This window comes from Microbacterium sp. TNHR37B, assembly GCF_001620065.1.
Lineage (GTDB): Bacteria > Actinomycetota > Actinomycetes > Actinomycetales > Microbacteriaceae > Microbacterium.
On record NZ_LQGV01000004.1, the window covers coordinates 133133 to 157655 of the forward strand.

General features: G+C 70.7%; 24 protein-coding genes. 14 read left to right on the forward strand and 10 right to left on the reverse strand.

Going from position 1 to position 24523, the window contains the following annotated elements:
• Positions 1-321 precede the first annotated feature (321 nt).
• A complete protein-coding gene (locus tag AVP41_RS14850; RefSeq protein WP_067166380.1) occupies positions 322-825 on the reverse strand; it encodes a GNAT family N-acetyltransferase in 504 nt (167 codons plus the stop codon).
• Between the two features lie 131 nt (positions 826-956).
• Here AVP41_RS14850 and AVP41_RS14855 point away from each other — a divergent pair, with 131 nt between their 5' ends.
• Positions 957-1517, forward strand: coding sequence for a thioesterase family protein (locus AVP41_RS14855; protein ID WP_067166383.1), 561 nt, complete (start codon positions 957-959; stop codon positions 1515-1517).
• Between the two features lie 52 nt (positions 1518-1569).
• On the opposite strand, the gene AVP41_RS14860 is transcribed toward AVP41_RS14855, so the two are convergent.
• Entirely contained in the window at positions 1570-2454 is an 885-nt protein-coding gene (locus AVP41_RS14860; protein WP_067166386.1) for a LysR family transcriptional regulator, read from the reverse strand.
• Positions 2455-2578: 124 nt separating this feature from the next.
• On the opposite strand from AVP41_RS14860, the gene AVP41_RS14865 reads away from it, so the two are divergent.
• Positions 2579-6214 carry a proline dehydrogenase family protein gene (locus AVP41_RS14865; RefSeq protein WP_067167197.1) on the forward strand — a complete coding sequence of 1212 codons (3636 nt, stop codon included), beginning with the start codon at positions 2579-2581 and terminating at the stop codon, positions 6212-6214.
• Positions 6215-6241: 27 nt separating this feature from the next.
• Here the strand turns inward: AVP41_RS14865 and AVP41_RS16740 are convergent, their stop codons facing one another.
• Positions 6242-6571 carry a hypothetical protein gene (locus tag AVP41_RS16740; protein ID WP_157532532.1) on the reverse strand — a complete coding sequence of 110 codons (330 nt, stop codon included), beginning with the start codon at positions 6569-6571 and terminating at the stop codon, positions 6242-6244.
• 269 nt (positions 6572-6840) lie between these two features.
• Between AVP41_RS16740 and AVP41_RS14875 the strand changes: the two genes are divergently transcribed.
• Positions 6841-8082, forward strand: a complete 1242-nt coding sequence (locus AVP41_RS14875) for an FAD-binding protein (RefSeq protein WP_067166393.1) — start codon at positions 6841-6843, stop codon at positions 8080-8082.
• Positions 8083-8207: 125 nt separating this feature from the next.
• Positions 8208-8735, forward strand: a complete 528-nt coding sequence (locus tag AVP41_RS14880; protein ID WP_067166397.1) for a hypothetical protein — start codon at positions 8208-8210, stop codon at positions 8733-8735.
• Here the strand turns inward: AVP41_RS14880 and AVP41_RS14885 are convergent.
• Together AVP41_RS14885 and AVP41_RS14890 are read right to left on the reverse strand one after the other, a co-directional pair.
• Positions 8732-9529: a hypothetical protein gene (locus AVP41_RS14885; RefSeq protein ID WP_197464369.1), complete on the reverse strand. Its 798-nt coding sequence runs from the start codon at positions 9527-9529 to the stop codon at positions 8732-8734. The genes AVP41_RS14880 and AVP41_RS14885 overlap by 4 nt on opposite strands.
• A 267-nt stretch (positions 9530-9796) precedes the next feature.
• A complete protein-coding gene (locus AVP41_RS14890; RefSeq protein WP_067166400.1) occupies positions 9797-10525 on the reverse strand; it encodes a hypothetical protein in 729 nt (242 codons plus the stop codon).
• Positions 10526-10641: 116 nt separating this feature from the next.
• On the opposite strand from AVP41_RS14890, the gene AVP41_RS14895 reads away from it, so the two are divergent.
• From AVP41_RS14895 to AVP41_RS14930, 8 genes are all read left to right on the forward strand, one after another.
• Positions 10642-11076 (forward strand): hypothetical protein, encoded by a 435-nt coding sequence (locus AVP41_RS14895; RefSeq protein ID WP_067166404.1) that lies wholly within the window; start codon positions 10642-10644, stop codon positions 11074-11076.
• Entirely contained in the window at positions 11076-11294 is a 219-nt protein-coding gene (locus tag AVP41_RS14900) for a helix-turn-helix transcriptional regulator (RefSeq protein WP_067166407.1), read from the forward strand. Before AVP41_RS14895 ends, AVP41_RS14900 begins: the two co-directional genes overlap by 1 nt.
• Before the next feature lie 70 nt (positions 11295-11364).
• Positions 11365-12282 (forward strand): NAD(P)-dependent alcohol dehydrogenase, encoded by a 918-nt coding sequence (locus tag AVP41_RS14905; RefSeq protein WP_231902786.1) that lies wholly within the window; start codon positions 11365-11367, stop codon positions 12280-12282.
• Positions 12283-12451: 169 nt separating this feature from the next.
• The gene (gene ddaH / locus AVP41_RS14910; protein ID WP_067166411.1) at positions 12452-13315 is read left to right on the forward strand and encodes a dimethylargininase; all 864 of its coding nucleotides are present in this window, start codon (positions 12452-12454) and stop codon (positions 13313-13315) included.
• A complete protein-coding gene (rocD, locus tag AVP41_RS14915; RefSeq protein ID WP_067166414.1) occupies positions 13312-14532 on the forward strand; it encodes an ornithine--oxo-acid transaminase in 1221 nt (406 codons plus the stop codon). Before ddaH ends, rocD begins: the two co-directional genes overlap by 4 nt.
• 180 nt (positions 14533-14712) lie before the next feature.
• Positions 14713-16416 (forward strand): circularly permuted type 2 ATP-grasp protein, encoded by a 1704-nt coding sequence (locus AVP41_RS14920; RefSeq protein ID WP_067166417.1) that lies wholly within the window; start codon positions 14713-14715, stop codon positions 16414-16416.
• Positions 16410-17342, forward strand: coding sequence for an alpha-E domain-containing protein (locus AVP41_RS14925; RefSeq protein ID WP_067166420.1), 933 nt, complete (start codon positions 16410-16412; stop codon positions 17340-17342). The genes AVP41_RS14920 and AVP41_RS14925 overlap by 7 nt, the downstream gene beginning before the upstream one ends.
• Entirely contained in the window at positions 17339-18184 is an 846-nt protein-coding gene (locus tag AVP41_RS14930) for a transglutaminase family protein (protein WP_067166424.1), read from the forward strand. The genes AVP41_RS14925 and AVP41_RS14930 overlap by 4 nt, the downstream gene beginning before the upstream one ends.
• Positions 18185-18203: 19 nt before the next feature.
• Here AVP41_RS14930 and AVP41_RS14935 read toward each other — a convergent pair whose 3' ends face one another.
• The 5 genes from AVP41_RS14935 to AVP41_RS14955 form a co-directional block, all read right to left on the reverse strand.
• Positions 18204-18404 carry a hypothetical protein gene (locus tag AVP41_RS14935; protein WP_067166428.1) on the reverse strand — a complete coding sequence of 67 codons (201 nt, stop codon included), beginning with the start codon at positions 18402-18404 and terminating at the stop codon, positions 18204-18206.
• A gap of 83 nt (positions 18405-18487) precedes the next feature.
• Positions 18488-19549: an NAD(P)H-dependent flavin oxidoreductase gene (locus AVP41_RS14940; protein ID WP_067166432.1), complete on the reverse strand. Its 1062-nt coding sequence runs from the start codon at positions 19547-19549 to the stop codon at positions 18488-18490.
• The gene (locus AVP41_RS14945; RefSeq protein WP_082829282.1) at positions 19533-20927 is read right to left on the reverse strand and encodes an MFS transporter; all 1395 of its coding nucleotides are present in this window, start codon (positions 20925-20927) and stop codon (positions 19533-19535) included. The genes AVP41_RS14940 and AVP41_RS14945 overlap by 17 nt, the downstream gene beginning before the upstream one ends.
• A 5-nt stretch (positions 20928-20932) precedes the next feature.
• The gene (locus tag AVP41_RS14950) at positions 20933-21382 is read right to left on the reverse strand and encodes a MarR family winged helix-turn-helix transcriptional regulator (protein ID WP_067166435.1); all 450 of its coding nucleotides are present in this window, start codon (positions 21380-21382) and stop codon (positions 20933-20935) included.
• A 34-nt stretch (positions 21383-21416) separates the two neighbouring features.
• Complete coding sequence (locus AVP41_RS14955) at positions 21417-22133, reverse strand: TetR/AcrR family transcriptional regulator (RefSeq protein WP_067166439.1); 717 nt, start codon at positions 22131-22133, stop codon at positions 21417-21419.
• Positions 22134-22262: 129 nt separating this feature from the next.
• On the opposite strand from AVP41_RS14955, the gene AVP41_RS14960 reads away from it, so the two are divergent.
• Both AVP41_RS14960 and AVP41_RS14965 read left to right on the forward strand, forming a co-directional pair.
• A complete protein-coding gene (locus AVP41_RS14960; RefSeq protein WP_067166442.1) occupies positions 22263-23552 on the forward strand; it encodes a sugar ABC transporter substrate-binding protein in 1290 nt (429 codons plus the stop codon).
• A gap of 2 nt (positions 23553-23554) precedes the next feature.
• A complete protein-coding gene (locus AVP41_RS14965) occupies positions 23555-24523 on the forward strand; it encodes a carbohydrate ABC transporter permease (protein ID WP_067166446.1) in 969 nt (322 codons plus the stop codon).

Genomic DNA, 24523 nt, shown 5'->3' on the forward strand with positions numbered 1-24523 from the left:
GGCACGAATGGTTGCCTCAGCGAGGGGGAACCCGCAAGGTGCGCCACCTGAGCGACGGGGCTGTTCGGGCTCGTGGCTGCGGGGCGGGGGCGCAGCTGCTCAGGTGGCGCGAGTGGCTGCTTCAGCGGAGCGGAGCCCGCGAAATGCGCCACCTGAGCGACGGGGAACCCGCGAAATGCGCCACCTGAGCGACGGGGAACCCGCGAAATGCGCCACCTGAGCGACGGGCGGCGGACCTGAGCGACGGGCGGCGGACCTGAGCGACGGGCGGCAGACCTGAGCAACAGAGGACGGGCGCGAAGGTGCGCCGCGGCGAGGGGGTCAGCGGACGAAGCGGACTTCGGTCAGCGTCTCGCCGAGGAAGGGCTCGGTGTGGGTCGCGCCGTCGAGCGAGAAGCCGTTGCGCGTGTAGAAGCGGTGCGCACGGGGGTTGTCCTCGGCGACCCAGAGGTAGAGGTCGTCATCGGCGCCCACGGCGTCGAACAGCTTCTGCCCGATGCCGGTCCCGTGGAAGCGGTCGAGCAGATAGATGAAGTACAGCTCGCGGTTGCGAGGCGCATCGCGGTCACGCGCCGGACCGGAGCCGGCGAAGCCCACGATCTCTCCGTCGACGAGCGCGGCGACCATGCGGAACTCGGGGCCCTGCTGCGCCCAATGCGTCCACAGTTCCGCCAGCCGCTTGGGAGAGACGTTCTCCAGCGCGGCGTGGCTGATGAGGTGGTCGTACGTCTCGTGCCAGCAGGCGGCGTGCACGCGGCCGAGCGCCTCGGCATCGACATCACGAACGGGACGGACGACGGTGTCGGTCTGGAGTTCGGCATCCATGGCCAGACTCTACGTCCGCGGGAGGCAATCACGAAATCGGTCGAAGCCGTAACAAACGCGACACAGAGGACTGTGGGGAACCGACAACGGATTTCGCGTTCCGCACACCGTTGTCGATAGCATCGCGCCTCGTGAATGTGTGGTGGCGAACCCTGCTGACGATCTGGCGCGCGAAGGTGCTGCTGCGTCGCCGGGGCGCGATGCCACCCACCTCCGTCGGTCGGCTGAAGCTGCGCACACTGCCCACCGACATCGATCTCCTCGGCCACATGAACAACGGTCGCTACGCCTCGCTGTTCGACCTCGGCCGGTTCGACCTCCTCATCCGCACGGGCATCTGGGACGCCATGAACGCCCAGGGCTGGTACGCCGTCGTGGCGAGTGAGACGGTGAGTTTTCGCAAGTCGCTGCAGCTGTGGCAGCGCTTCACGGTGGAGTCGCGCCTGTACGGCCACGACGACAAGGCGGTGTACCAGATCCACCGCGCCGTCGTCGACGGCGAGATCTACGCGGAGATGATCGTCCGCGCGCGGTTCCTGCGCCGGAGCGGTGGCGTCGTCAACACCGACGAGCTCTTCCAGGCCCTCCATCGCCCCGACGACCTCCCGCCGCTTCCCGACTGGGTGACCGACTGGGCCGCCGGTTCCGCGCTCCCGTCGACGAAGGCGCCGGCGCCGAGCACCTGGGAGTAAGCGCGGCGAAGCGCGAGGCGCACGGACACTCCGCCGGCGTCACGGCGTCAGCCTAGAGAACGGGTCGCGACGCGAACGCGTCGGCCAGGGCTTCGCGCACGCGCCGGATGCTCGGCCGTTCCGCCTCGGACCGCCGGACCGCGGTGAAGATCTCGCGCACGGGAGACCCGGGAAGATCGGTGAGGTGAACGGCGGGCGGTTGCCCGGCCCAGAGCAGGTCGGGGAGCATCCCGACCGCGTGGCCGGCCGCGATCAGCTGCACGTGCGCGGTGAGGTCGGCGAGCTCGAAGCGGACGTCGGGCTCGAACCCGACCGCCCGGCACTGCTGCATCGCCCACTCCCGGGCAGCGGTGCCACGCGGCTCCATCACCCACGGCCGATCACGGAGGGCGGCGAGGCCCGGGACAGCGTCGCGTGAGGCGAGACGGACGGGATCGCTCCCGACGATCTCGCGCGCAAGCCCCGACCGATGCTCGCGGGTGTGGCCCGGGTACTGCTCCGCGATGACGAGGTCGAACCCCCGCGCCGACAGCTCGAACAACCCGTCCTCGGGCGGCACCTCGGCCACCTCCACCCGCACGTCCGGGGCGCGGGCAGACAACAGCGTCAGGGCAGCGGGGACGAGGGCGCGCGCCGCCGTCTGCAGCACCGCGACGCGCACGGGCGCCCACCCGGGGCGCAGCGATTCGAGCTCGGCGCGGATCTTCTCGTCCTCCGCGAGGGCCCGCGCCGCGTAGGCGGCCAGGGCCGCGCCGTGCTCGGTCAGGCGCACGCGCCGTCCATCGGGCGCGAGCAGCGGAACGCCGGCGTCACGCTCCAACTGCGCCAACTGCTGAGAGATGGTGGAAGGACTGAACGAGAGAGCTTCGGCGACCGCTGCCAGGGTCCCGCGGAGGGCGAGCTCGTGGAGCAGACGCAGACGCCGCAACTCGAACACCGGGAGGCTCCATTCATCGGAGAAGCTGAAGGATAATGATCGCAGATCATCGCTTTTCTCGATGCATGCCGATGCCTCACTCTGGCGGGATGGGCATCGCGCTCCGGCGCGGAAGGGGGAGGACATGAGCAAGACCACGGGAGGCCTCGTCGAGCGTGCGATCGCACTCGCGCAGCGCTGGGTGGCCGAATCGGCCGACGCCGCCATCGATCCCGCGGCGGAGCGTCTCGCCGGCGTCCTGAAGGACGACAACGGCCTGCCCTTCACGATCGGCTTCGTCGACGGGGTGATGCGGCCCGAGAGCCTCACCGCCGCCGCCGCCAACCTCAGCCGCGTCGCGCCGCTCGTTCCCGACTTCCTGCCGTGGTACCTGCGTGCTGCCGTGCGCGTCGGGGGAGCGGTGGCCCCCGTCCTTCCCGCTCCGACCGTTCCCCTCGCCCGGCGGGCCCTGCGGGAGATGGTCGGTCACCTCGTCGTCGACGCCCGCCCCGAGAAGCTCGGCCCGGCCATCGCGAAGATCCGTGAGTCGGGCGCCCGGCTCAATCTCAATCTGCTCGGCGAGGCCGTCCTCGGCGAGGGCGAGGCGCGCCGCCGCCTCGAGGGCATCCACGAGCTCGTGCGCCGCGACGACGTCGACTACGTGTCGGTGAAGGTGTCCGCCATCGCGAGTCACATCTCGATGTGGGCCTTCGACGAGACGGTGAGCGTGGTCGTGGAACGCCTTCTCCCGCTGTACCTCACGGCCGCCGAGCGCGGCACCTTCCTCAACCTCGACATGGAGGAGTACCGCGATCTCGATCTGACGATCGCGGTGTTCACGCGGCTGCTCGCCGACTCCCGGCTCCACGGACTCGAAGCGGGCATCGTGCTGCAGGCCTACCTGCCCGATGCCCTTCCCGCACTGCAGGAGCTCACCGCGTGGGCCCGCGAGCGCGTGGCCGCGGGCGGGGCCCGCATCAAGGTCCGACTCGTCAAGGGCGCGAACCTCGCGATGGAACGGGTCGATGCGATCATGCACGGCTGGGAGGTCGCCACCCACGCCTCCAAGCTCGACTCGGACGCGAGCTACGTGCGCTGCCTCGACGAGGCGCTGCACCCGGAGAACACCGGTGCGGTGCGTCTGGGGGTGGCCGGTCACAACCTCTTCGACATCGCCTATGCGTGGCTGCTCGCGGGGCAGCGCGGCGTGCGCGACGACATCGAGTTCGAGATGCTGCTCGGCATGGCCCAGGGGCAGGTCGAGGCGGTCGCTCGCGAGGTCGGCCACGTCCTCCTCTACGTCCCCGTGGTGCGCCCGGACGAGTTCGACGTCGCGATCAGCTACCTCGTGCGGCGCCTGGAGGAGAACGCCTCGAGCGACAACTTCCTCTCCGCCGCATTCGAGCTGGCGACCGACCCCGCTCTGTTCGCGCGGGAACGGGATCGCTTCGTGCGGTCGGTCGAGCGGTCGGCCGATCCCGCTCTCCCGGTGGGTCCCGCCCGCCGCCAGGTGCGCGGCGAGTCCGACGCCGCCCCGCCGGCTGACCCGGCGCCCGAGACCACCCGGGCACCGGAGGCCGACCGGACGCCGGAGGCGGAGGAGCCCGCACTCACGCAGGCCGTGCTGTCGATCGCCGACGGCGCCGACGAGTTCGCCGGCACCGCGGTGTTCGAGCCCCGCCAGAGCGCGGCCGTGAACGAGGGCGCTCCCGGCTTCCACAATGCGGCGGATTCCGATCCCGCGCTTCCGTCCGTGCGCGAGTGGGCGCGGGAGATCGTCGCCCGGATCGAGACGTCGACGGCCGGGACCGATACCGTCGCGGCGGCCCGCATCGAGACGACCGAGGTGGTCGACGTCGTGGTCGGTCGCGTACAGGCGGCCGCGGAGGCGTGGGGAGCCCTCGCCGCGCGTGACCGGGCGGCCGTCCTCCGCCGCGCCGCCGACCTCCTCGAAGCCCGCCGGGGCGAGCTGATCGAGGTCGCCGCGTCGGAGACCGGAAAGGTGTTCGCCGAGGCCGATGTCGAGGTGAGCGAAGCGGTCGACTTCGCCCGGTACTACGCCGCGACCTCCCTCGAGCTCGACCGCGTGAGCGGAGCGGTGTTCCAGCCGGCACGCGTCACGGTGGTGACCCCGCCCTGGAACTTCCCGCTCGCGATCCCCGCGGGCGGTGTTCTGGCCGCGCTCGCCGCGGGGTCGGGCGTCGTGTTCAAGCCCGCCCCGCAGGCCTCGCGCTGTGGCGCGGTCATCGCGGAGACGCTGTGGCAGGCCCTCGACGACGCCGGGGTCTCTCGAGACGTCCTGGCTCTTGCCACCCTCGAGGAGGGGGAGGTGGGGCAGCGGCTCGTCTCGCACCCGGCGGTCGACCGCGTGATTCTCACGGGTGCGTGGGAGACGGCCGCGCTCTTCCGCTCGTGGCGTCCCGACCTGCCGCTGCTGGCCGAGACCAGTGGCAAGAACGCGATGATCGTCATGCCCTCCGCCGACCTCGACCTCGCCGTCTCCGACCTCGTCAAGAGCGCGTTCGGGCACGCCGGACAGAAGTGCTCCGCCGCCTCTCTCGCGATCCTCGTCGGCCCCGTCGCCCGCTCCGAGCGCTTCTCGCGTCAGCTCGTCGACGCCGTCCAGTCGCTGCGCGTGGGTCCTCCTTCCGACCCGCTCAGCGAGGTCGGGCCCGTCGTCGAGGTGCCCCGCGGAAAGCTGGAGTGGGCACTGACGACGCTCGACGACGGCGAGAAGTGGCTCGTGGAGCCCTCCCCGGTCGCGGCGCCGCCTCCCTACGAAGGCCGGCTGTGGACGCCCGGCGTGCGCACCGGCGTCCGCCCCGGCTCCCGGTTCCACCTGGAGGAGTTCTTCGGCCCGGTCCTCGGGATCATGCACGCCTCGTCGCTGGCGGAGGCGATCGAGCTCCAGAACGCCGTCGCATACGGGCTGACCGCGGGCCTGTGCACCCAGGACCCGGAAGACCTCGCCCGGTGGCTGGAGGAGGTGGAGGCGGGGAACCTCTACGTCAACCGCGGCATCACCGGCGCGATCGTGCAGCGCCAGCCCTTCGGCGGCTGGAAGCGCTCGTCGGTGGGAGCGGGCACCAAGGCGGGAGGGCCGAACTACCTGATCGGGCTCGGTTCCTGGCGCGCGTCGGCGGGTGTGGCACAGTCCTCGACGCTGCACTTGCGGGGCCTGGATCCGCGCATCACGGGCGTCATCGAGGCCGCCCAGCCGACGCTCGACTACGACGCGTTCGAGTGGCTCCGCCGGGGCGCGCTCTCGGATGCCGTCGCGTGGGACCGTGAGTTCGGGCGCGTCAAGGACGTCTCCGGGCTCGGGGTGGAGCGCAACCTCTTCCGCTACCGGCCGGTGCCCGTCTCGCTCCGCGCGACCGCCGACGCCACGTGGCAGGCGGTGCTGCGGGTCGTCGTGGCGGGGGTGCGTGCGGGATCGGAGATCACCCTCAGTGCTCCCGTGGCGATCCCCGCGGCGGTCCGCCGTGCGCTCGGCGACCTCGACGTCCCGGTCTTCGTCGAGGACGAGGCGGATTGGACGGAGCGCCTGCGCGCCGGGGATGCCCGACGGGTGCGGCTCATCGGTTCGCGCGAGGCGGTGGCCCAGGCGCATTCCGCCCTGGCCGTCGCGGTCGAGGGCGACCCCGACATCGCCGTCTACGACAACGAGGTGACCACGGCAGGCCGCCTCGAGCTCCTGCCCTTCCTGCACGAGCAGTCCGTCACGATCACGGCGCACCGCTTCGGGAACCCCGATCCGACCTTCGCCGAGGTCATCTAGCGACGACCATCCCGCGGGATCAGGCGTTCAGCTCATCGCCTGGTCGAACAGCGCCAACGCGAGAAGAAGGCCGACAACGATCATCGCGCTGCTCACGAGCGGCAGCCACGCGAGGTCGACCTCTTTCCGCCAGGCCACCACCACGCCGACGGCTGTCAGAACGAAACTCCCGACGGTGAAGGCGAAGAACAGCATGCCGGCTTGGCCAGCCTCTGCCCCCTCACACTCGGGCGAGCAGGTGTTGCCGGCGAACATGGTGTGTGACACCCAGATGGCCGTTGTCGCGACCGCTGTCACGATCTGCAGTACCGCTACCGCGGCGACTGCACCGGCAGCTGCCCGTCCCGACCTCGACACGCGGACAGCGTATCCCGCGTCCTGCTCCGGTGACATTGGTCAGTGAGCGATGTGGGACGAGGGGGGCTCAGAAGACACCGGCTTCCTGCCCGTTCGGGTACTCGCCATTCTCGACCTGCAACGAGTCATCACACGGGACCCGTGGTGTGCAGACTCTGGACTAGAGGCGACGACGACCGTTCTGCGAGCGCGCCGCGCCGGCCGCGGGCGCGGATACCCTCGACAGAGGATCCGTCCGGTCGGCGGGGATCCGGAGCGAAGGAGCACCGATGAGCGACGTCGGACGGAATTGGGCAGGCAACCTCTCCTACCGGGCGCAGCGGCTCATCGCCCCGCGGACGCGCGACGAACTCGCCGACGCGGTGGTGTCCTCCCGGCACGTGCGTGCTCTCGGCAGCCGTCACTCGTTCTCCGACATCGCCGACACCGACGGCGTGCTGATCTCGTTGGCAGAGCTCGGCACCGAGCCCGAGCTCGACGAGGAACGCGGGGTCGTGCGGGTGTCGGGCGGGGTCCGCTACGGCGACCTCGCTCCGTGGCTCGACGACCGCGGATACGCCCTCGCGAACCTCGCCTCCCTCCCGCACATCTCCATCGCGGGAGCGGTGGCGACCGGCACGCACGGCTCGGGCGCCCGCATCGGCTCGCTCGCGACTCAAGTCGCCGCCCTCGAGCTCGTCGACGGGCGCGGCGAGGTCGTGCGGGTGGCGCGCGGCGACGACGACTTCGCGGGGTCGGTCGTGGGCCTCGGCGCTCTCGGCATCGTCACGGCCCTCGAGCTCGACGTCGAGCCGACGTACGAGGTCGCCCAGACCGTCTTCGAGGGCGTGGGCTGGGACGACGCGCTCGCCGCCTTCGACGACCTCCAGGCCCGCGCCGACAGCGTGAGCCTGTTCACGACGTGGCGCTCGGCGGACGCGATCGACCAGGTGTGGATGAAGACGCGCACCGGCGCCGTGGATCTCACCGACCTCGGGGGTCGCCCCGCCGACGGGCCGCGGCATCCGCTCCCGGGCATCGACCCGCAACCCTGCACGCCGCAGCAGGGGCTCCGCGGCCCTTGGTACGACCGGCTGCCTCACTTCCGCCTCGCGTTCACTCCGTCGGCCGGAGACGAACTGCAGAGCGAGTACCTCGTGCCGCGCGGCGACCTGGTTCCCGCCATCACCGCCCTCCGAGAGCTCGCCCCCGACATCGCCGCGCTCCTGCTCGTGTGTGAGGTGCGGACGGTCGCGGCCGACGACCTGTGGCTGAGCATGGCCGCCGGCGCGGACGCGGTGGCCCTCCACTTCACCTGGCGCCCCGATGAGGCCGCCGTCCGCGCGTTCCTGCCGCAGCTGGAGGAGGTGCTGCCGCCGACGGCCCGCCCGCACTGGGGGAAGCTGTTCACCCTCGACGGCGCCGCGGTCTCGGCGCGCTATCCCCGATGGGCGGACGCGCAGGCCCTGCGCGCGCGCCGCGATCCCGAGCGTCGGTTCTCCAACGCGTGGACGGAGCGCGTCGGTCTCTGAGAAGCCCCTGCTTCTGAACGCCCCGCGCGCGAGCGGAAATCGATTATCTTGCTTCGTTTCCGCGGGGGCGTCGCGTGAGCATGGACATGTCCGGCTCACGGGGAGCCGGGGGACGGAGACCGGAGATGAAGAAGTTCAGGACGCCGCGACCGGCGCTGGCCCGCGCGGCCGCCCTCGTGGCATCGGTGGTGCTCGGCGCGAGCCTGCTGGCGGCCTCGCCGGCGACGGCGGCGCCTCAGACGACCGAGGCCCTCACTGCCCCCGCGAGCATCGCCGCCGCGATCACGGCGGGCCCCGTCGTCAAGGCGGCCTCGGGATGCAAGGCGTTCACGCGCCCCAGCAGCAAGCACGTCACGGTGCCCAAGGGCTACTGCTACAACCCCAACGCCAAGAAGAACAAGACGCTGCACGACTTCTGCACGAAGTCCCCGGACGGCTGGTACAACGCCAACTTCAAGGGCCCGTGCGCACGCCACGACATGTGCATCGAGGCGAAGAAGGTCAAGCGCAGCAGCTGCGACTCCTCGTTCCGCGGCTACATGCTCTCGGAGTGCGACAAGACGTTCGGCAAGTACAACCCGTTGCGATACCAATGCCGCTCGATCGCGCTCTCGTACTACGCGGTCGTGCGCGCCAAGACGGCGATCTCCTAACGCGCCGTCGAGGAATCCTCCGCCCCGTCCGGTGAGCCACCGGGCGGGGCGTCCTCGTGCGCGGGTGTCGTCGAGGAGGCGGAGACCGGCGGGGACTCCGAGGTGCGGACCATGAACTCGTTGACGAGACCGCGCACGGCGATCCCGAAGAGCGTCCAGACGCCGGAGGGTCCTTCGTCGGAGTCGGTGATCGTGATCTGCGGATGTGCGAGGCCCTCGACGCTCCGCAGGGAGAAGCCCTCACCGAGCGCCGCCATCGCTTCGGCGAAATCGACGAGCGTGTAGGGCGTGCGCATCCGGTAGCCGAACCGGGCCATCAGGTCACCGTAGAAGCGCGTGAACTCCTCGATCGACTCGGCGTGGCGCTCCTGGGCCGCCTCGCGCAGTTCCGGCCAGGTGTCCGCGCCTGCGCGCAGGCACAGCGCGATGAGGAACGCGCGGGAGTCGGGCGAGACCGCGTCGTCGGGGGAGCGCACGGGAACATGGGACTGGGCGGCCACGCGGATGACGTCGTCCATCGTGACGGGACCGTCGGTCAGCTCCTGGATCGCCCCCTCGGCGGCTCGCGCGGGAGGCGAGAAGCGCAGCCGCACCATCGCGACGGCGAGGTCGCGCTGGTAGTCGGTCTGGTCGGACCAGATCCGATAGGCCGCGCCCGTCGTGAGGCCGGTGCGACGGAGCACCTCCTGCAGCTTGATGTGGTGCACGCCCGCGCTGGCTCCCCGTTCCAGGAGCATCGACAGGCCGACCTTGAGCAGCAGCGCTCGGGTCTGTTCAGCGGTACGTCGGGGCATCGGGGCTCCTCGGGAGGGCGGGTCGAGTGAGGCACGACGACCCTGTTTGGAGAAACAACTTATCTTTCTGGCGCCGTGACGGCCACGGGGGCCACCATAGCTACGGCGCCTCTGGGGAGCGCCACGCGGAGGTCCGTTCCAGCTCGGCCGAGCCGAGGACCGTCCGCGACATTCCGGGGGGAGTGTCGCTCTGGGGTCGGGATCGCTCGGCCCCAGAGCTCCGCGGCTGACAGCCCGGGGCATCGCGCGAGGATTTCCGGAGCCGCGTCAGCGTCCCGGAGCATCGTCGGCATCGATCGGCACCATGAACTCGTTGACGAGCGCCCGCACGCCCAGTGCGAACAGCGACCAGGGCCCTTCCGGCACGTCGTCGTCGGCCGTCGCCTCGTACGTGGGGTGCGCGATCCCCTCCAGGGCGCGAATGGCGAAGCCTTCGCCCATCGCAGCCATGGCCTCCGTGAAGTCCTCGATGCGCAGGGGAGACTTCATCCGCAGTCCGTACGCGTCCATCAGGAACTGATAGAACTCCGCGAAGGCCGCGATCGACTCGCGGTGCCGCTCCCGGCTGGCCTCGCGCAGTTCCGGCCAGGTGTGGGAGGTGGTCCGCAGGGCGAGGGCGACGAGGAACGACTGTCCGTCGGCGACGTCGTCGGGATCGTCACTGTCGAGGGCGGCGGAGCGGACGTGAGAGGCCGCTGCCGCGCGGATGACGTCGTCTCCGCTGGCTCCGGCGGCGATGAGGCTCTCCACCGCGCTCCGCGCGTAGTCCGTGGGGGCGCTCAGACGCAGGCGCACCATCGCGACGGAGAGATCGCGCTGGTAGTCGGTCTGGTCGGCCCACAGCCGGTAGGCGGCACCGGTCGTCAGTCCCGCCCGGCGCAGCACGTCTTGCAGCCGGATGTGCTGCACGCCCGCGCTCACCCCGCGCTCCAGCAGCATCTGCATCCCCACGCGCAGCAGGAGCGCGCGGGTCTCTTCCCCCGAACGTCGTGCCATGCCCACAGCATCGCAGATCCCCGCGTGTGGGCGAAGAAGTAAAGAATTCTTGACACGACGAGAGTCGTCGCGCTACCGTCAGCAATGTAAAGAAATCTTGACATCGGGAGGACGCGATGGGATACGCGGAGCGCAACGTGTGGTCGGGGCTGGGAGCCTCTCTCCTCGGGGTGGCCGTCTACGCGGCGATCGTCGCCCCCCAGCTGGGGCGCGCTCCCGTCGAGGCGATCGGGTGGCAGTGGCCGATGGTCGCCTGCGTGGGCGGCGCTCTGATCCTGGCCATTCTCGTCAGCATCGTCTGGGGCATCCTCGCCGGCCTCCGCGATCCCGAGACCGAGCATCGGGCCGACGTCCGCGACCGCGACATCGAGCGCATGGGCGACCGGGTCGGGCGAGCCTTCACCGTCCTCGGAGCGCTCACCGCGCTCGTGCTGGCCATGGTCGATGCGCCGGCGTTCTGGATCGGCCACGCGATCTTCCTCGGCTTCTTCCTCGCCTCGTCACTCGGATCGATCGCACAGCTGGTCGCCTACCGGCGGGGACTGCTCTGATGGTCAGGCCGACCCGCGTCACCAACGACATCCGCGCGTTCCGCGAAGCCGCCGGGCTCACCCAGGCGGCCCTCGCCGCCCGCGTCGGCGTCACGAGACAGACCCTCATCGCGATCGAGCAGGGGCGCTACTCGCCCACGCTCGAGCTCGCCTTCCAGATCTCCCGCGTCCTCGAGGCGCGCCTCGACGACCTCTTCCACTATCCGGAGGAATCATGACCGCCACCACCGACCGATCGCACTCACACGCCTGGAGTCAGACCCGCTACGGCTCGCCCGAGGTGCTCGAGTGGGGGATGCTCCCCTTCGCGAGCTCGGTCCCGACGACGTCCTGGTGGAGATCGCCGCCACCGGCCTCAACTCGGCCGACGTGCGCATTCTCCGCGGCGATCCGCTGCTGATCCGGCTCGCCTTCGGCATCCGTCGACCGCGAACGCCGATTCCGGGGCGGGACATCGCGGGAACGGTGCTCGCCGTCGGCTCCGCGGTCACGTGGCTGCGGGTCGGCGACCGGGTGGTGGGAGAGATCAGCGGCGGTGGGCTGGCCGAGCGGGTGGTGGCGCCCGCGCCTCGCCTGGTCGTGGTTCCGGCCGGCGTCTCCTTCGTCACGGCGGCGGCCCTTCCGCTGGCCGGGGGTACCGCCTGGCAGGCGCTCGACCTCGCCGGGGTGGCCGCGGGCGACCGCGTGCTCGTGGTGGGGGCGGGGGGAGGAGTCGGCTCGTTCACCGTCCGGCTCGCGGTCCTGCGGGGCGCGCGCGTGGACGCGTGGTGCGGAACGCGGGCCCGCGACCTCGTCCGGGAGTGGGGCGCCGAGACCGTCGTCGACTATCGCACCGCCGATCCGGAGACCGTCGAAGGCGGGTACGACGCCGTGATCGACGTGGGGGGCACGGTCCCCCTCCGCGCCCTGCAACGACTGGTGCGCGACGGCGGTCTCGTGGTGGGAGTCTCGGGTGGGGTGAACCGGGTGTTCGGGCCGCTCGGACGGATGGTGCGCGGTGCCGTCCTATCGATCGGGTCCCGGCGCCGGCTGCGCTTCCTCGCGGCCACGCCGAAGGCACCGATCACGACCGAGCTCCTCGCTCTCGCCGCCCGCGGCGACCTCGTGCCGTATATCGAGCGCACGTGGCCCTTGGTGGAGGCCGATGCGGCCGTGGCCCATGTCGACGCAGGGCACACCGTCGGCAAGGTCGTCGTCGTGCGCTGAACCAGCGGTGGCTGCCGACGTTCCGCACGCCGCGGAATGTCGCGGCCGTCTGACAGAATGGGCCCACGGCGTGCCCGTGACGACCTTTCCCCGATGCTCTTCCCGAGCGCGGGTCGAAGGGCCGCCGGGCCCGGGGACAGCGTCCGCCGCCGGCAGTCCGAGGAGCCTCATGTCCACCCGCTTCGAATCCGCCCCCGAGCGCATCGCGCAGCACCGCCGCTACCTCATGTGCCGGCCGGAGTACTTCACGGTCAGCTACCGGATCAATCCGTGGATGGAGCCGTCGCTCCCGACCGACACCGGCAAGGCTCTCGCGCAGTGGCAGACGCTCTACGACACCTACCTCGCCCTCGGCCACGAGATCGAGCTGATCGATCCGGTTCCGGGACTCCCCGACATGGTCTACACCGCGAACGGGGGCTTCGTGATCGATGGACGCGCCCTCGGTGTGAAGTTCCGCGTCGATGAGCGTCGCGGCGAGGAGCGGCCGTTCATGGACTGGTTCGCCGCGCACGGCTTCGAGGTCGTCGAGCCGCGAGCGGTGCAGGAGGGCGAGGGCGACTTCCTCCTTGTGGGAGACACGATCCTCGCCGGGAGCGGCTTCCGCTCCGACCCGTCGAGTCACCGCGAGGTCTCCGAGGTCTTCGATCGCGAGGTGCTGTCCCTGACCCTCGTCGACCCCCGGTTCTACCACCTCGACACGGCGATCTCGGTGCTCGATCCCGTGCAGGGGGAGGGTGGTGTGGCCGCGGCGACGATCGCCTACCTGCCGTCGGCGTTCGACGACACCTCGCGGGCGATGCTCGAGCGCCGGTTCCCCGACGCCATCCGGGTCTCCGACGACGACGGTGCCGTGTTCGGACTCAACTCCGCCTCTGACGGTCTCAACGTCCTCCTGTCGCCGCGGGCGACCGGGTTCGCGGAGCAGCTGCGTGAGCGCGGCTACCGTCCCATCCCGATCGACCTGTCCGAGCTCCTGCTCGGGGGCGGCGGGATCAAGTGCTGCACACTCGAACTGCGAGGTACCCGATGACCATCCCCGCCCTGGACGACTCCACGCGCGACGTGATCGCTGCGGAAGAAGAGCACGTCGCCCACAACTATCACCCGCTGCCGGTGGTGGTCGCGCGCGGGGAGGGCGCGTGGGTCACCGACATCGAGGGCAAGCGCTACCTCGATCTCCTCTCGGCCTATTCGGCCGTGAACTTCGGGCACCGCCACCCCGCGCTCATCGCCGCGGCGACCGAACAGCTCGGCCGTATCACCCTCATCAGTCGCGCGTTCCACAACGACCGGCTCGGAGCCTTCGCCGCTGCCCTGGCCGAGCTCAGCGGCAAGGACCTCGTGCTGCCGATGAACACCGGCGCCGAGGCGGTGGAGACCGGTGTCAAGGTGGCGCGGGCGTGGGCCTACCGCGTGAAGGGCGTGCCGGAGGGCAAGGCGACCGTCATCGTCGCCCACGGCAACTTCCACGGGCGCACCACCACGATCGTGAGCTTCAGCGACGACCCCCAGGCGCGGGACGACTTCGGTCCCTACACGCCCGGGTTCGTGTCGGTGCCCTATGGCGACGCGGAGGCGATCGCGGCGGCCATCGACGAGAACACGGCGGCCGTGCTGATCGAGCCCATCCAGGGCGAAGCCGGCGTCGTGATCCCGCCGGAGGGCTACCTGCGTGCGGTGCGTGAGCTGTGCGATCGACACCGCGTGCTGTTCATCGCCGACGAGATCCAATCGGGACTCGCCCGCGTCGGCACCACGTTCGCGTGCGATCGGGAGGGCGTCGTGCCCGACGTGTACCTGCTCGGCAAGGCGCTCGGCGGCGGCATCGTGCCGTTGTCGGCCGTCGTCGCCGATCGCGACGTGCTCGGGGTGATCCGCCCGGGGGAGCATGGCTCCACGTTCGGCGGCAACCCCCTCGCGACTGCGGTCGGCACGCGCGTGGTCGAGATGCTCGCCTCGGGTGAGTTCCAGACGCGGGCGCAGGCCCTCGGCGCGCATCTCGACGAGCGGCTGCGCGCTCTCGTGGGACACGGCGTCACCGCCGTGCGGGTGGCGGGGCTGTGGGCCGGTGTCGACATCGACCCGGCGGTGGGGACGGGGCGCGAGGTGGCCGAGCGGCTTCTCGGGCGCGGCGTGCTGGTGAAGGACACCCAGGGCCAGACCATCCGCATCGCGCCGCCGCTGGTCATCCGGGCGACCGAGATCGACTGGGCGATCGAACAGCTCCGCGTGGTCCTCGCCGGCTGACCCCGCGCGTGCGGGAGGCTCCCGCACGCGGGCAGGAGAAATCCGGAGTGCAGGACGGCCGGGCGTGAGACGTCCTGTCCAGCGGAGTGCTCCTGTGTCGCGCGCGCATGTTGGGGCTCTCCACCGGGACGCCGCGGCTCCGTCATCTTCTGGAAACACGGCCCGGACTAGGCTCATGTCATGGGTGACCTGTTCGACGGATACGGCTCCACGCTGGCCCCGAGGAAGACGCCGTCGGGGGTGCCGGCATTCGACGAGATGTTCGGTCATCCGCCGCACCCGGGAGCCCCGGCCGAATCGCGTTCGGCCTATCGCGAGCTGTACCACACGCTCGCGCGGATGACGCAGGAGGAGCTGCGCGGGCGCACCGACTCGCTCGCCAGCTCGTACCTCGCGCAGGGGGTGACGTTCGACTTCGCGGGCGAGGAGCGTCCCTTCCCGCTGGATGCGGTGCCCCGCGTCATCGAGTACGACGAATGGTCGCGCATCGAACGCGGAGTCACCCAGCGGGTGCGCGCCCTGGAAGCCTTCCTCGACGACGCCTACGGTCACCAGCACTGCGTCCGCGACGGCGTGCTCCCTGCCGCGCTCATCGCCTCGTCGCAGTACTTCTACCGGCAGGCGGCGGGGATCCGCTCCGCCAACGGCGTGCGCATCCAGGTGGCGGGGATCGACCTCATCCGCGATGAGCACGGTGAGATGCGCGTGCTGGAGGACAACGTCCGGGTGCCCTCCGGGGTCTCCTACGTGATCTCCAATCGCCGGGTGATGGCGCAGACGCTTCCAGAGCTGTTCGTCTCGATGCGCGTGCAGCCGGTGGGCGACTACCCGAACAAGCTCCTCCAGGCCCTGCGCGCCTCGGCCCCGCCCGGGATCGACGACCCCAACGTCGTCGTCCTGACCCCGGGTGTCTACAACTCCGCCTACTTCGAGCACACCCTCCTCGCCCGGCTCATGGGGCTGGAGCTCGTGGAGGGGCGCGACCTGCAGTGCGTCGGCGGGAAGGTGTTCATGCGCACGACGCGTGGACCGCGGCGGGTGGATGTCATCTACCGCCGTGTCGACGACGACTTCCTCGACCCGCTGCAGTTCCGCGCCGACTCGATGCTGGGTGCCCCCGGTCTCATGCTGGCCGCGCGGCTCGGCAACGTCACGATCGCCAACGCGGTCGGCAACGGCGTCGCCGACGACAAGCTCCTCTACACGTACGTGCCCGACCTCATCCGGTACTACCTCGCCGAGGAACCGGTCCTGAAGAACGTGGACACGTGGCGCCTGGAGGACCCGGACGCGCTGGAAGAGGTGCTCGACCGGCTCGACGAGCTCGTCGTCAAACCCGTCGACGGCTCGGGCGGCAAGGGCCTGGTCGTGGGGCCCGATGCAAGTCCCGCCGAACTGGAGACGCTGCGCGCGAAGCTGCTGACCGATCCGCGCGGATGGATCGCGCAGCCGGTGGTGATGCTCTCCACCATCCCGACCCTCGTGGAGGAGGGGATGCGCCCCCGTCACGCCGACCTCCGCCCCTTCGCCGTGAACAACGGCGACGACGTGTGGGTGCTGCCGGGCGGCCTCACCCGTGTCGCGCTTCCCGAAGGGCAGCTCGTCGTCAACTCCAGCCAGGGCGGCGGATCGAAAGACACGTGGATCGTCGGCGGCGACGCCCCGCGCAGCTCCGAGTACGCGCAGGGACAGAACCTCGCCGGGCTCGTGGCCGAACAGGCGTCGGTCACCGAGGCGATCACGATCATCTACGACCCGCAGGACGAACAGGCCCATTCCCCGCAGGACCGGCCCCGCTCCAGCGGGGAGCAGCAGGAGCAGCAGCAGCAGGGCAGGGATGCAGTCCCGTCCGCTCCTCTCACCGAGGAGACGGGATCATGCTGAGCCGCATCGCCGAGTCGCTGTTCTGGATCGGGCGCTACATCGAGCGCTCCGACGGCACCGCGCGCATCCTCGATGTCCACCTCCAGCTCCTGTTGGAAGACCCGTGGATCGACGAGGACACCGCGTGCCGTTCCCTCATGGGCGTCATGGGAAGCTTCCCGCCCGCCGACGTCGAGCGGGTCACGCGGGGCGACGTGCTCACCCACCTCGCCGTGGACCGGCAGAACCCGTCGAGCATCGCCTACTCGCTGCAGGCGGCGCGGGAGAACGCCCGGCGGGCCCGGGAGATCGTCTCCACCGAGCTGTGGGAGACACTCAACACCACCTACTCGCGGATGCCGAGACGGCTCAACGACGAGAAGGTGCACGAGTTCTTCCAGTGGGTGCGCGAGCGGGCGGCGCTCGCCGTCGGCATCTCGGACTCGTCGACGAGCCGCGACGAGGCGTGGCAGTTCTTCACGCTCGGCCGCTCCATCGAGCGCACCGACATGACGGCGCGGATGCTCGCGACCCGCTCGCTGACGGAGGCGTCGGGACCGTCGTGGACGACGATCCTCCGGTCGTGCGGCGCCTACGAGGCGTACGTCCGCACCTATCGCGGCATGCCGAGCGCGAGCAACGCGGCGGAGTTCCTGCTGCTCGACCGCTTGTTCCCCCGGTCGATCATCCACTCGATCCAGCGCGCGGAGGACTGCATGCGCGCGATCGACCCGGTCGCCGACCGCGTGGGCCACTCCAACACGGTGCTGCGCGCACTCGGGCGCATCCGCAACGACCTCGAGTACCGCCCCATCACCGAGATCCTCGATGAGCTTCCGCTCCACATGGATCGGGTGCAGAAGGTCACGCGCGAGGCGTCGGAGGCCATCCGCAGCCGCTTCTTCCCCACCCATGCCGAGCCGAGCTGGATCGGAGAGACCTCATGAAGCGCCTGCGCATCGAGCACGCGACCGGGTTCAGCTACGAGGGCGAGGTCGGTGCGTCGTACAACGAGGCGCGCATGCTGCCGAGCTCGACGGACAGTCAGTTCGTACTGAGCTCGCAGCTGGACATCGAACCGAACTCGAGCGTCAACCACTACGTCGACTACTTCGGCACGCGGGTCGCGTCGTTCGACGTGCTGGCCGGCCACTCGTCGCTGCGCATCACGGCGCGCTCCCTCGTGGAGGTGCGTCCGCGGCCGCTGGAGCCCTCCGATCTGGACTGGGACCGCCTGGCCCGGGAGTCCGAACGCCAGATCGCCACCGTCGAGATGCGTGGGCAGACCCCGCGGACCGCGCCGCACCCCGAGGTCGCCGAGATCGCGCAGGCGATCGCCGCCGAGCACGACACCCCGGGTGGCGCGGCCCTGGCCATCGCGCGCGCGATCGGCGACGCCGTCGAGTACATGCCGGGGAGCACCGGGGTCCACTCCACGGCCGCCGACGCGTGGCTCCAGCGCAAGGGCGTGTGCCAGGACATCACGCACATCACCCTCGGCGCGCTGCGCCACGTGGGGATCCCCGCCCGCTACGTCTCGGGGTATCTGCACCCGCATCCGAACCCCGAGATCGGCGTCGCGGTGACGGGCGAGTCGCACGCATGGGTGGAGTGGTACGTCGGCGACTGGCAGGGGTATGACCCCACCAATACCGCCGAGATCGGCGACCGGCACGTGCTGGTGGGACGCGGGCGCGACTACAACGACGTGCCGCCGCTGCGCGGGGTGTACGCCGGTCCCTTCAAGAGCAACCTCCACGTGGCCGTCACGATCACGCGGGAAGCCTGAGGCGGGGCGGGGCCGCGGGTCAGGCGGGGGAGTCGTCGGGGTCGAGAGCGGCGATCGTCGCCTCTTCCGCGGCGTTGTCGGCGTCCAGCTGATCCTCGGTGGTCTCGTCGCCACCGGCGGGCGCCTTGTCCTCCTCCGGCGCATCGCGCTCGGTCGGGGCGTTCTGAACGGGCTGGGCCGGGGCCGCGGTCTGCGGGTCGTCGGATTCCGGGGTGCTCATGCCGCCAGGATAGGGCGGTGTCCGGCGATGGCCGCCGGGGTTGACAACGCCGGGATGGCGGAGGTCGCCCACGGGACCGCGGTTCACTCCGGCAGACCCGCCGCCAGTTCCGCGAAGAGGTCGGACGCCGGGATGTCGCTCGAGAGGGCGGCGGCCTGGCCCGACCAGAGCGACTGCAGGTCTCCGTCGCCCCGCCGGTTGGCCTCGGCGCGCAGCGCTCCGACGACCCAGCTCTGGGCGGGGAAGGGCGCGACCTCGCCCGCATCCACCGTCTCGAGGAGGCGATTGCGGATCCCGCGCGCCCAGCGTCCCGTGGCAGCGCGGGTGAGCACGGTGTCCTCCGCCGAGATGCGAGCGAGGGCGGCGCGATGGGCAGGGCTCGCGGCCGACTCGGGGGTGCGCAGGAACGCGGTCCCCACCTGGACTCCGGCGGCACCGAGGGCGAAGGCGGCGGCGACCCCGCGGCGGTCGGCGATGCCGCCGGCGGCGATCACGGGGATGTCGACGGCGTCGACCACCTGCGGGACGAGGGCGACCGTGCCGACGAGCGAGTCCTCGGCCGGTCGCAGGAAGCTGATGCGGTGTCCGCCCGCTTCGGCGCCGCTCGCGACCACCGCGTCGGCCCCCGCGGCGGCAACGGTGCGGGCCTCGGCGACCGTCGTCGCCCCCGCGATCACGCGGATGCCGCGGGAACGGAGGCGCTCCATCGTGTCGGGGTCGGGCATCCCGAAGATGACGCTGAGGACGGCGGGACGGGCATCGAGGACCGCCTCGAGCTGCTCTTCGACATCGACGAGGTAACGCTCAGGCGTCCCTATCGGGGCCGGGATCCCGAGGGCGTCGTACAGGGGCGCGGCCGTCCGGAGCGCGGCGGAGGCGTCGACCTCTCCGGGAGCGACCTCGGTGCCGGTGGGCATCCACAGGTTGAGGGCGAAGGGTCGGTCGGTCGCGGCCCGGATGTGCGCGGCCGTCTCGATGATCCGCTCGCCGTCGTAGCCGTACAGTCCGTACGATCCCAGCCCGCCGGCATCGCTGACGGCGGCCGTCAGTGCGACCGAGGACATCCCGCCGAAGGGACCGAGCACGATCGGCGTCTGGATGCCGAGCAGCTCCGGGAGCGTCCGGCGGTCAGCGGGAGCGGGCATGGCGGCGATCCGTCCGAGCGACGTCGGGAGAGGTGCGGCGGCGCTCCACAACGTCGCCGGGGCGGGCAGGGTCGGGGAGCCGGATGGGGGTCGTGGCCGCCACCTCGTCGCTGAACTCCTCCGGGGCCACGACGGCGATGGGCCGGGTCTCCTCGATCGTCAACGCGAAGCGGCGGGACTCGTTCCGGTGCAGGCGGCCCGAGATGAGGAGCCAGCCGAATCCGATGGCGAAGGCGACGAGAGCCGCGGCCGCGCCGACGAGGATCGCGATGCGCGGTCCGAACTCGGCCGCCACCCATCCCACGATGGGGGCGCCGAGCGGCGTGCCGCCCATGAGGATCGCCATGTAGAGCGCCAACACCCGCCCGCGCAGGGCCGGGTCGGTGGTCGTCTGCACGTAGCCGTTGGCGGTGGTGAGCGTGGTGACCACGGCGAACCCGGTGACCATGAGGGTCGCCGCATAGAGCCAGTAGGTCGGCATGAACGCGGAGACGGTGGCGGCGACCGCGAACAGGCCGGTTCCGAGGATCACCATGCGGATCCGGGCCCGGTCGCGGCGCGCGGCCATGAGTGCGCCGGCGAGCGAACCGATCGCGAGGATCGAGCTGAGGAGTCCGTATCCGTCCGCCTCCTGCCCGAACTCCAGCGCCATCGTCGACGCGAAGATCGGGAAGTTCATCCCGAACGCTCCGAGGAGGAACACCATCACGAAGGCCACGAGCAGGTCGGGGCGCCCCGCGACGTAGCGGAACCCGTCGGCCAGTCGCGCGGCACCGGGTGCGGAGGCGCGGGGGACGAGCTGGTCGGTGCGGATGAGGCCGAGGGCCACGATCATCGCGAGGAAGGTCACGGCGTTGACGAGGAAGACCCATCCCGTGCCGATCGCGACGATGACGATCCCGGCGACGGCCGGCCCGATCATGCGGGCACCGTTGAACGAGGCGGCGTTGAGGGCGACGGCGTTCGAGGCGTTCTCGCGTGAGACGAGGTCGGAGACGAACGCCTGACGCGCAGGATTGTCGAACGCGGCGACCACTCCGAGCGCCAGCGCGAAGGTGTACATGAGCGGCAGCGTCATGAGGCCGAGGAGCAGGAGCACGCCGATCGCGGCGCCGAGGAGGAGCAGCAGGCTCTGGGTGAGCATCAGCAGCCGGCGGCGCTCGAAGCGATCGGCGACCCACCCGGTCACGCTCACGAGGAGGAGCGGCGGGGCGAACTGCAGCGCCATGGTCACGCCCATCGCGGCGGCGTCGTTGTCGGTCAGCTCCGTGAGCACGACCCAGCTCAGCGCCGTCGCCTGCATCCACGCGCCGACGTTCGACACGAGCGCACCGATGAACCACACGCGGTAGTTGAAGACGGAGAAGGAGCGGAACATGGCGCTCATCGGTCGGCCACCTTCCGCATGATCTCGGCCGCCGCGGAGAGGGTGACGCGCTCGGCGTCGGTGAGCTCGTCGAGCGAATGCTCCAACCAGGAGTCGCGTCGGCGGGTCGTCTCCTCCACGACGGCGAGGCCGTCAGGGGTCAAGGCGATCCGCACCTTGCGGCGGTCGTCGTCGGCGGCCGTGCGCGTGAGGTATCCCGACTCCTCCAGGCAGTTCACGGTCCGGTTCATCGACGGCGCCGACACCCGCTCGCGCTCGGCGAGCTCGCTGAGCGTGTGCGGACCGTGCACCTTGAGCGCCGCGAGCACGGCGAACTGGCCGTCGCTCATGCTGTCGATCGCCCGCTGCGAACGCAGTCGGCGCGCGAGGCGGAAGGTGGCCATCCGGAAGTCGGAGGCGAGGGCGTGGTGGACGGTGGGATCGGGGGAGGTGTCTGTCGAGCTCATGCAATTACTTAGCATAGCTCATTAGTCTTGCTAATTACCTGGACGGCGTCCCGTCGTCCGGTGCCGCGGATCGGGCGCCCGGCGGCGTGGGATGAGCCGGGATCCCGAGGAGGTGGAGGAAATCCTCGAACAGGCCCACCATGTCGACCTCGTCCGGGTCCAGCAGCCATTGCAGCTGCAGGCCGTCCATCATGGCGGTGACGAGCTGGCCGACCCGGCGCGGGTCGAGGTCGGTGCGCAGGTCGCCGTCCTCCTGCAGCCGGCGGAACGCGGCGTCGTCCTGATGCCGCAGATGCTGATATCGCTCGCGGAACGAGTCGTGGGCGGGATGCTGCGGATCGGTCGCCTCGGCGGAGAGGACGACGTGCAGGGCCACCAGCCCGGGGGAGTCGGCGTTGCGGGCTACCTGCTCGCGCATGGTGTCGACGAATGACGTGCCCGCAGACTCCGACTCCTCACGACGCACCCGATCGCGTTCGTCGCGCTCGGCGATCGTGGCGGCCAGGAGCGCGGTCTTGGAGCCGAAGTGGTGGAGCAGACCCGCGTCGGAGATGCCGACCCGGCGCGCGACCTCGCGGACGGACGTGCCGCGGTAGCCCTGCTCGCCGAACACCTCGACGGCCGTGGAGAGGATCCGTTCGCGTCGCGCGTCGCCCCGGACTCGCCGCAGGTCGGGGCGGGGGGTGGAGGTTGGCGCCGCGTCTGCGGAGTTCGTCGGTGTCGCGTCGGTCCGTGGGCGATCGTCGGCCATGGCTGTCTCCCTTGCGCGTGCTGGCGTGCTCAGTCTATGGTGAACAAACTAAGCGAGCAGTCGCTAGGTTTGTTTGGATCACCGTCGAGGGCTCATGACGCCGCCCTCGATCTCGATGAGGAGGACTCCATGAAGAAGACACGCAGGGTGGTCGCGCTCGGAGCGCTCGGCATGGTCGGGGTGCTCGCGCTCGCCGGCTGCGGTCGCGCCGACGACGCCCCCACCGGTTCCGATGCCCCGTCGGCTCAGGCGCTGGATGACGGCCCCGCCACCGGCGAGATCACGATCTGGGCGATGGGTGAGGAGGGGGAGAACCTCGGCGACTTCTCCGAGTCCTTCACCAAGGCCAACCCCGACGCCAAGATCACGGTGACGACAATCCCGTGGGCGGACGTCATGACGAAGTACCAGACCGCGGTGGCGGCCGGCACCGTCCCCGACGCGATCATGATCGGGTCGTCGCTCCTGCCCTCGATGGTCGCGGCGGGGGGACTCGCGCCCGTCCCCGACGGCGTGGTCGATGAGTCCACCCTCAACCCGACCGCCGCGGAGTCGACTCAGGTGGACGGCGCGTCCTACGCCGTCCCGTGGTACGTGGAGACCCGCGTGCTCTACTACCGAAGCGACCTGGCGGAGAAGGCGGGCCTGTCGGCACCCACGTCGTGGGAGGAGCTCACCGACTTCGCGAAGGGCTTCACCGACGCGGGGGCCGCGCACGGCATCCAATTGCCGATGGGCGACGCGGAGGACTCCACGCAGGTGATCCTGCCCTTCTACGCCCAGGCCGGCGGCGAGGTGCTCAACAGCGCCGGAGATGCCTACGCATGGGACCACGACGCGCTCGTCTCGGCGCTCGAGTACTACGCGTCGTTCTTCACCGACGGCCTCGCGCCGCTCTCCGGCTACGGCGACTCGCAGACCGCCGCGTTCACCGACGGATCCAACCCCGCTTTCATCTCGGGGCCGTGGATGGTGTCGGTGCTGGCCGACATGAAGGACGCCGACTGGGTCGCCCAGAACGTCGCGACGGTCCCGGTGCCCGCCGGCGCCGCCAACAACGACTCGTACCTCGGCGGCGGCCACCTCGGCGTCTTCGCCGACGCGAAGAACGCCGACGGCGCGTGGAAGTTCATCAAATGGCTCTCGCAGGCCGACACGCAGAAGGCGTGGTTCGACCTCACGAGCGACCTCCCGGCGGTCACCTCCGTGCTCGACGCCGAGCCGTACACCTCCGATGCGCGCATCTCCGTGCTGAACGACCAGTTGGAGAACACGGTCGCCCCGCCGTCCGTGCCCAGCTGGGACGAGATGTCGGCCTTCATCGAGACCGAGGCCGAGAAGGTCGCCAACGGCTCGAGCGCCGACGCCGCTGCCTCCGCCATCGAGGCGAAGGCCGAGTCTCTCGGGACGGGCTGGTAATCATGTCGGTGGCCACCGCGGGGCGTTCGGCAGGTGCCGGACGCCCCGCCGGGGACCGCTCTCCGGGCTCCCGCGCGCGGGGCGGGATGGCGGGCCAGCGACGCCGCACGGCGATCGTCGCGTGGGTGTTCGCCCTCCCGTTCCTCGTGATCTTCGCGGTGTTCATGCTCGGGCCGCTCCTCGGCTCGTTCGCGATGTCGTTCACCGACCTCGGGGTGCGGGACCTGCGCTCTCCGTTCGCGGTGAACTTCATCGCTTTCGACAACTTCGCCGCGCTCTTCCAGGACGAGCTGTTCCTCAAGTCCATCCTCAACACCTTCTTCTTCGTCGGTGTCGGCATCCCGCTGACGATGGCCCTCGGGCTCCTGCTGGCCGTGGCGCTCAACTCCGGCATCGAGCGCTTCCGCGGTGTCTTTCGCGTGGGCTTCTACACCCCCGTGGTCACCTCGATCGTCGCGGTCGCGGTGGTGTGGCGGTTCATCCTGCAGGATTCGGGGCTGCTGAACACCGTGCTGTCCTGGGTGGGCATCAACGGTCCGGACTGGCTCAACGATCCCGTGTGGGCGATGCCGTCGATCATCGCGATGGGGGCCTGGCGGAACATGGGCACGCTCATGATCATCTTCCTCGCCGGGCTGCAGGCGATCCCTCGCGACGTCTACGAGGCGGCCGAGGTCGATGGCGCAGGCGCCTGGCGCCGCTTCACCGGGATGACGCTGCCGCTCATGCGGCCGACGCTGCTGCTCGGTGCCGTGCTGCTCTCGGTCGGCTTCCTGCAGGTATTCGAGGAGCCGTTCGTGATGACCCAGGGGGGTCCCCTGAACTCCACCCTGACCATCAGCTACTACGTCTACAACCAGTTCGGCTACGGCGACTACTCGCTGGCCTCGGCCGCCGCCTATGTGCTGTTCGCGTTCATCGCGGCGCTCTCGGCCGTGCAGTTCCGTCTGCTGCGATCGAAGGACACCTGA

Coding starts and splice junctions, on each gene's coding strand:
- AVP41_RS14890 (WP_067166400.1), bottom strand. CDS start 10,525: ATGGCACGACGTTCGGGGGAAGAGACCCGCGCGCTCCTGCTGCGCGTG.
- AVP41_RS14940 (WP_067166432.1), bottom strand. CDS start 19,549: ATGCCCGCTCCCGCTGACCGCCGGACGCTCCCGGAGCTGCTCGGCATC.
- AVP41_RS14900 (WP_067166407.1), top strand. CDS start 11,076: ATGGTCAGGCCGACCCGCGTCACCAACGACATCCGCGCGTTCCGCGAA.
- AVP41_RS14925 (WP_067166420.1), top strand. CDS start 16,410: ATGCTGAGCCGCATCGCCGAGTCGCTGTTCTGGATCGGGCGCTACATC.
- AVP41_RS14865 (WP_067167197.1), top strand. CDS start 2,579: ATGAGCAAGACCACGGGAGGCCTCGTCGAGCGTGCGATCGCACTCGCG.
- AVP41_RS14950 (WP_067166435.1), bottom strand. CDS start 21,382: ATGAGCTCGACAGACACCTCCCCCGATCCCACCGTCCACCACGCCCTC.
- rocD (WP_067166414.1), top strand. CDS start 13,312: ATGACCATCCCCGCCCTGGACGACTCCACGCGCGACGTGATCGCTGCG.
- AVP41_RS14935 (WP_067166428.1), bottom strand. CDS start 18,404: ATGAGCACCCCGGAATCCGACGACCCGCAGACCGCGGCCCCGGCCCAG.
- AVP41_RS14880 (WP_067166397.1), top strand. CDS start 8,208: ATGAAGAAGTTCAGGACGCCGCGACCGGCGCTGGCCCGCGCGGCCGCC.
- AVP41_RS14955 (WP_067166439.1), bottom strand. CDS start 22,133: ATGGCCGACGATCGCCCACGGACCGACGCGACACCGACGAACTCCGCA.
- AVP41_RS14960 (WP_067166442.1), top strand. CDS start 22,263: ATGAAGAAGACACGCAGGGTGGTCGCGCTCGGAGCGCTCGGCATGGTC.
- AVP41_RS14875 (WP_067166393.1), top strand. CDS start 6,841: ATGAGCGACGTCGGACGGAATTGGGCAGGCAACCTCTCCTACCGGGCG.
- AVP41_RS14965 (WP_067166446.1), top strand. CDS start 23,555: ATGTCGGTGGCCACCGCGGGGCGTTCGGCAGGTGCCGGACGCCCCGCC.
- AVP41_RS14850 (WP_067166380.1), bottom strand. CDS start 825: ATGGATGCCGAACTCCAGACCGACACCGTCGTCCGTCCCGTTCGTGAT.
- AVP41_RS14885 (WP_197464369.1), bottom strand. CDS start 9,529: ATGCCCCGACGTACCGCTGAACAGACCCGAGCGCTGCTGCTCAAGGTC.
- AVP41_RS14945 (WP_082829282.1), bottom strand. CDS start 20,927: ATGTTCCGCTCCTTCTCCGTCTTCAACTACCGCGTGTGGTTCATCGGT.
- AVP41_RS14895 (WP_067166404.1), top strand. CDS start 10,642: ATGGGATACGCGGAGCGCAACGTGTGGTCGGGGCTGGGAGCCTCTCTC.
- AVP41_RS14920 (WP_067166417.1), top strand. CDS start 14,713: ATGGGTGACCTGTTCGACGGATACGGCTCCACGCTGGCCCCGAGGAAG.
- AVP41_RS14930 (WP_067166424.1), top strand. CDS start 17,339: ATGAAGCGCCTGCGCATCGAGCACGCGACCGGGTTCAGCTACGAGGGC.
- ddaH (WP_067166411.1), top strand. CDS start 12,452: ATGTCCACCCGCTTCGAATCCGCCCCCGAGCGCATCGCGCAGCACCGC.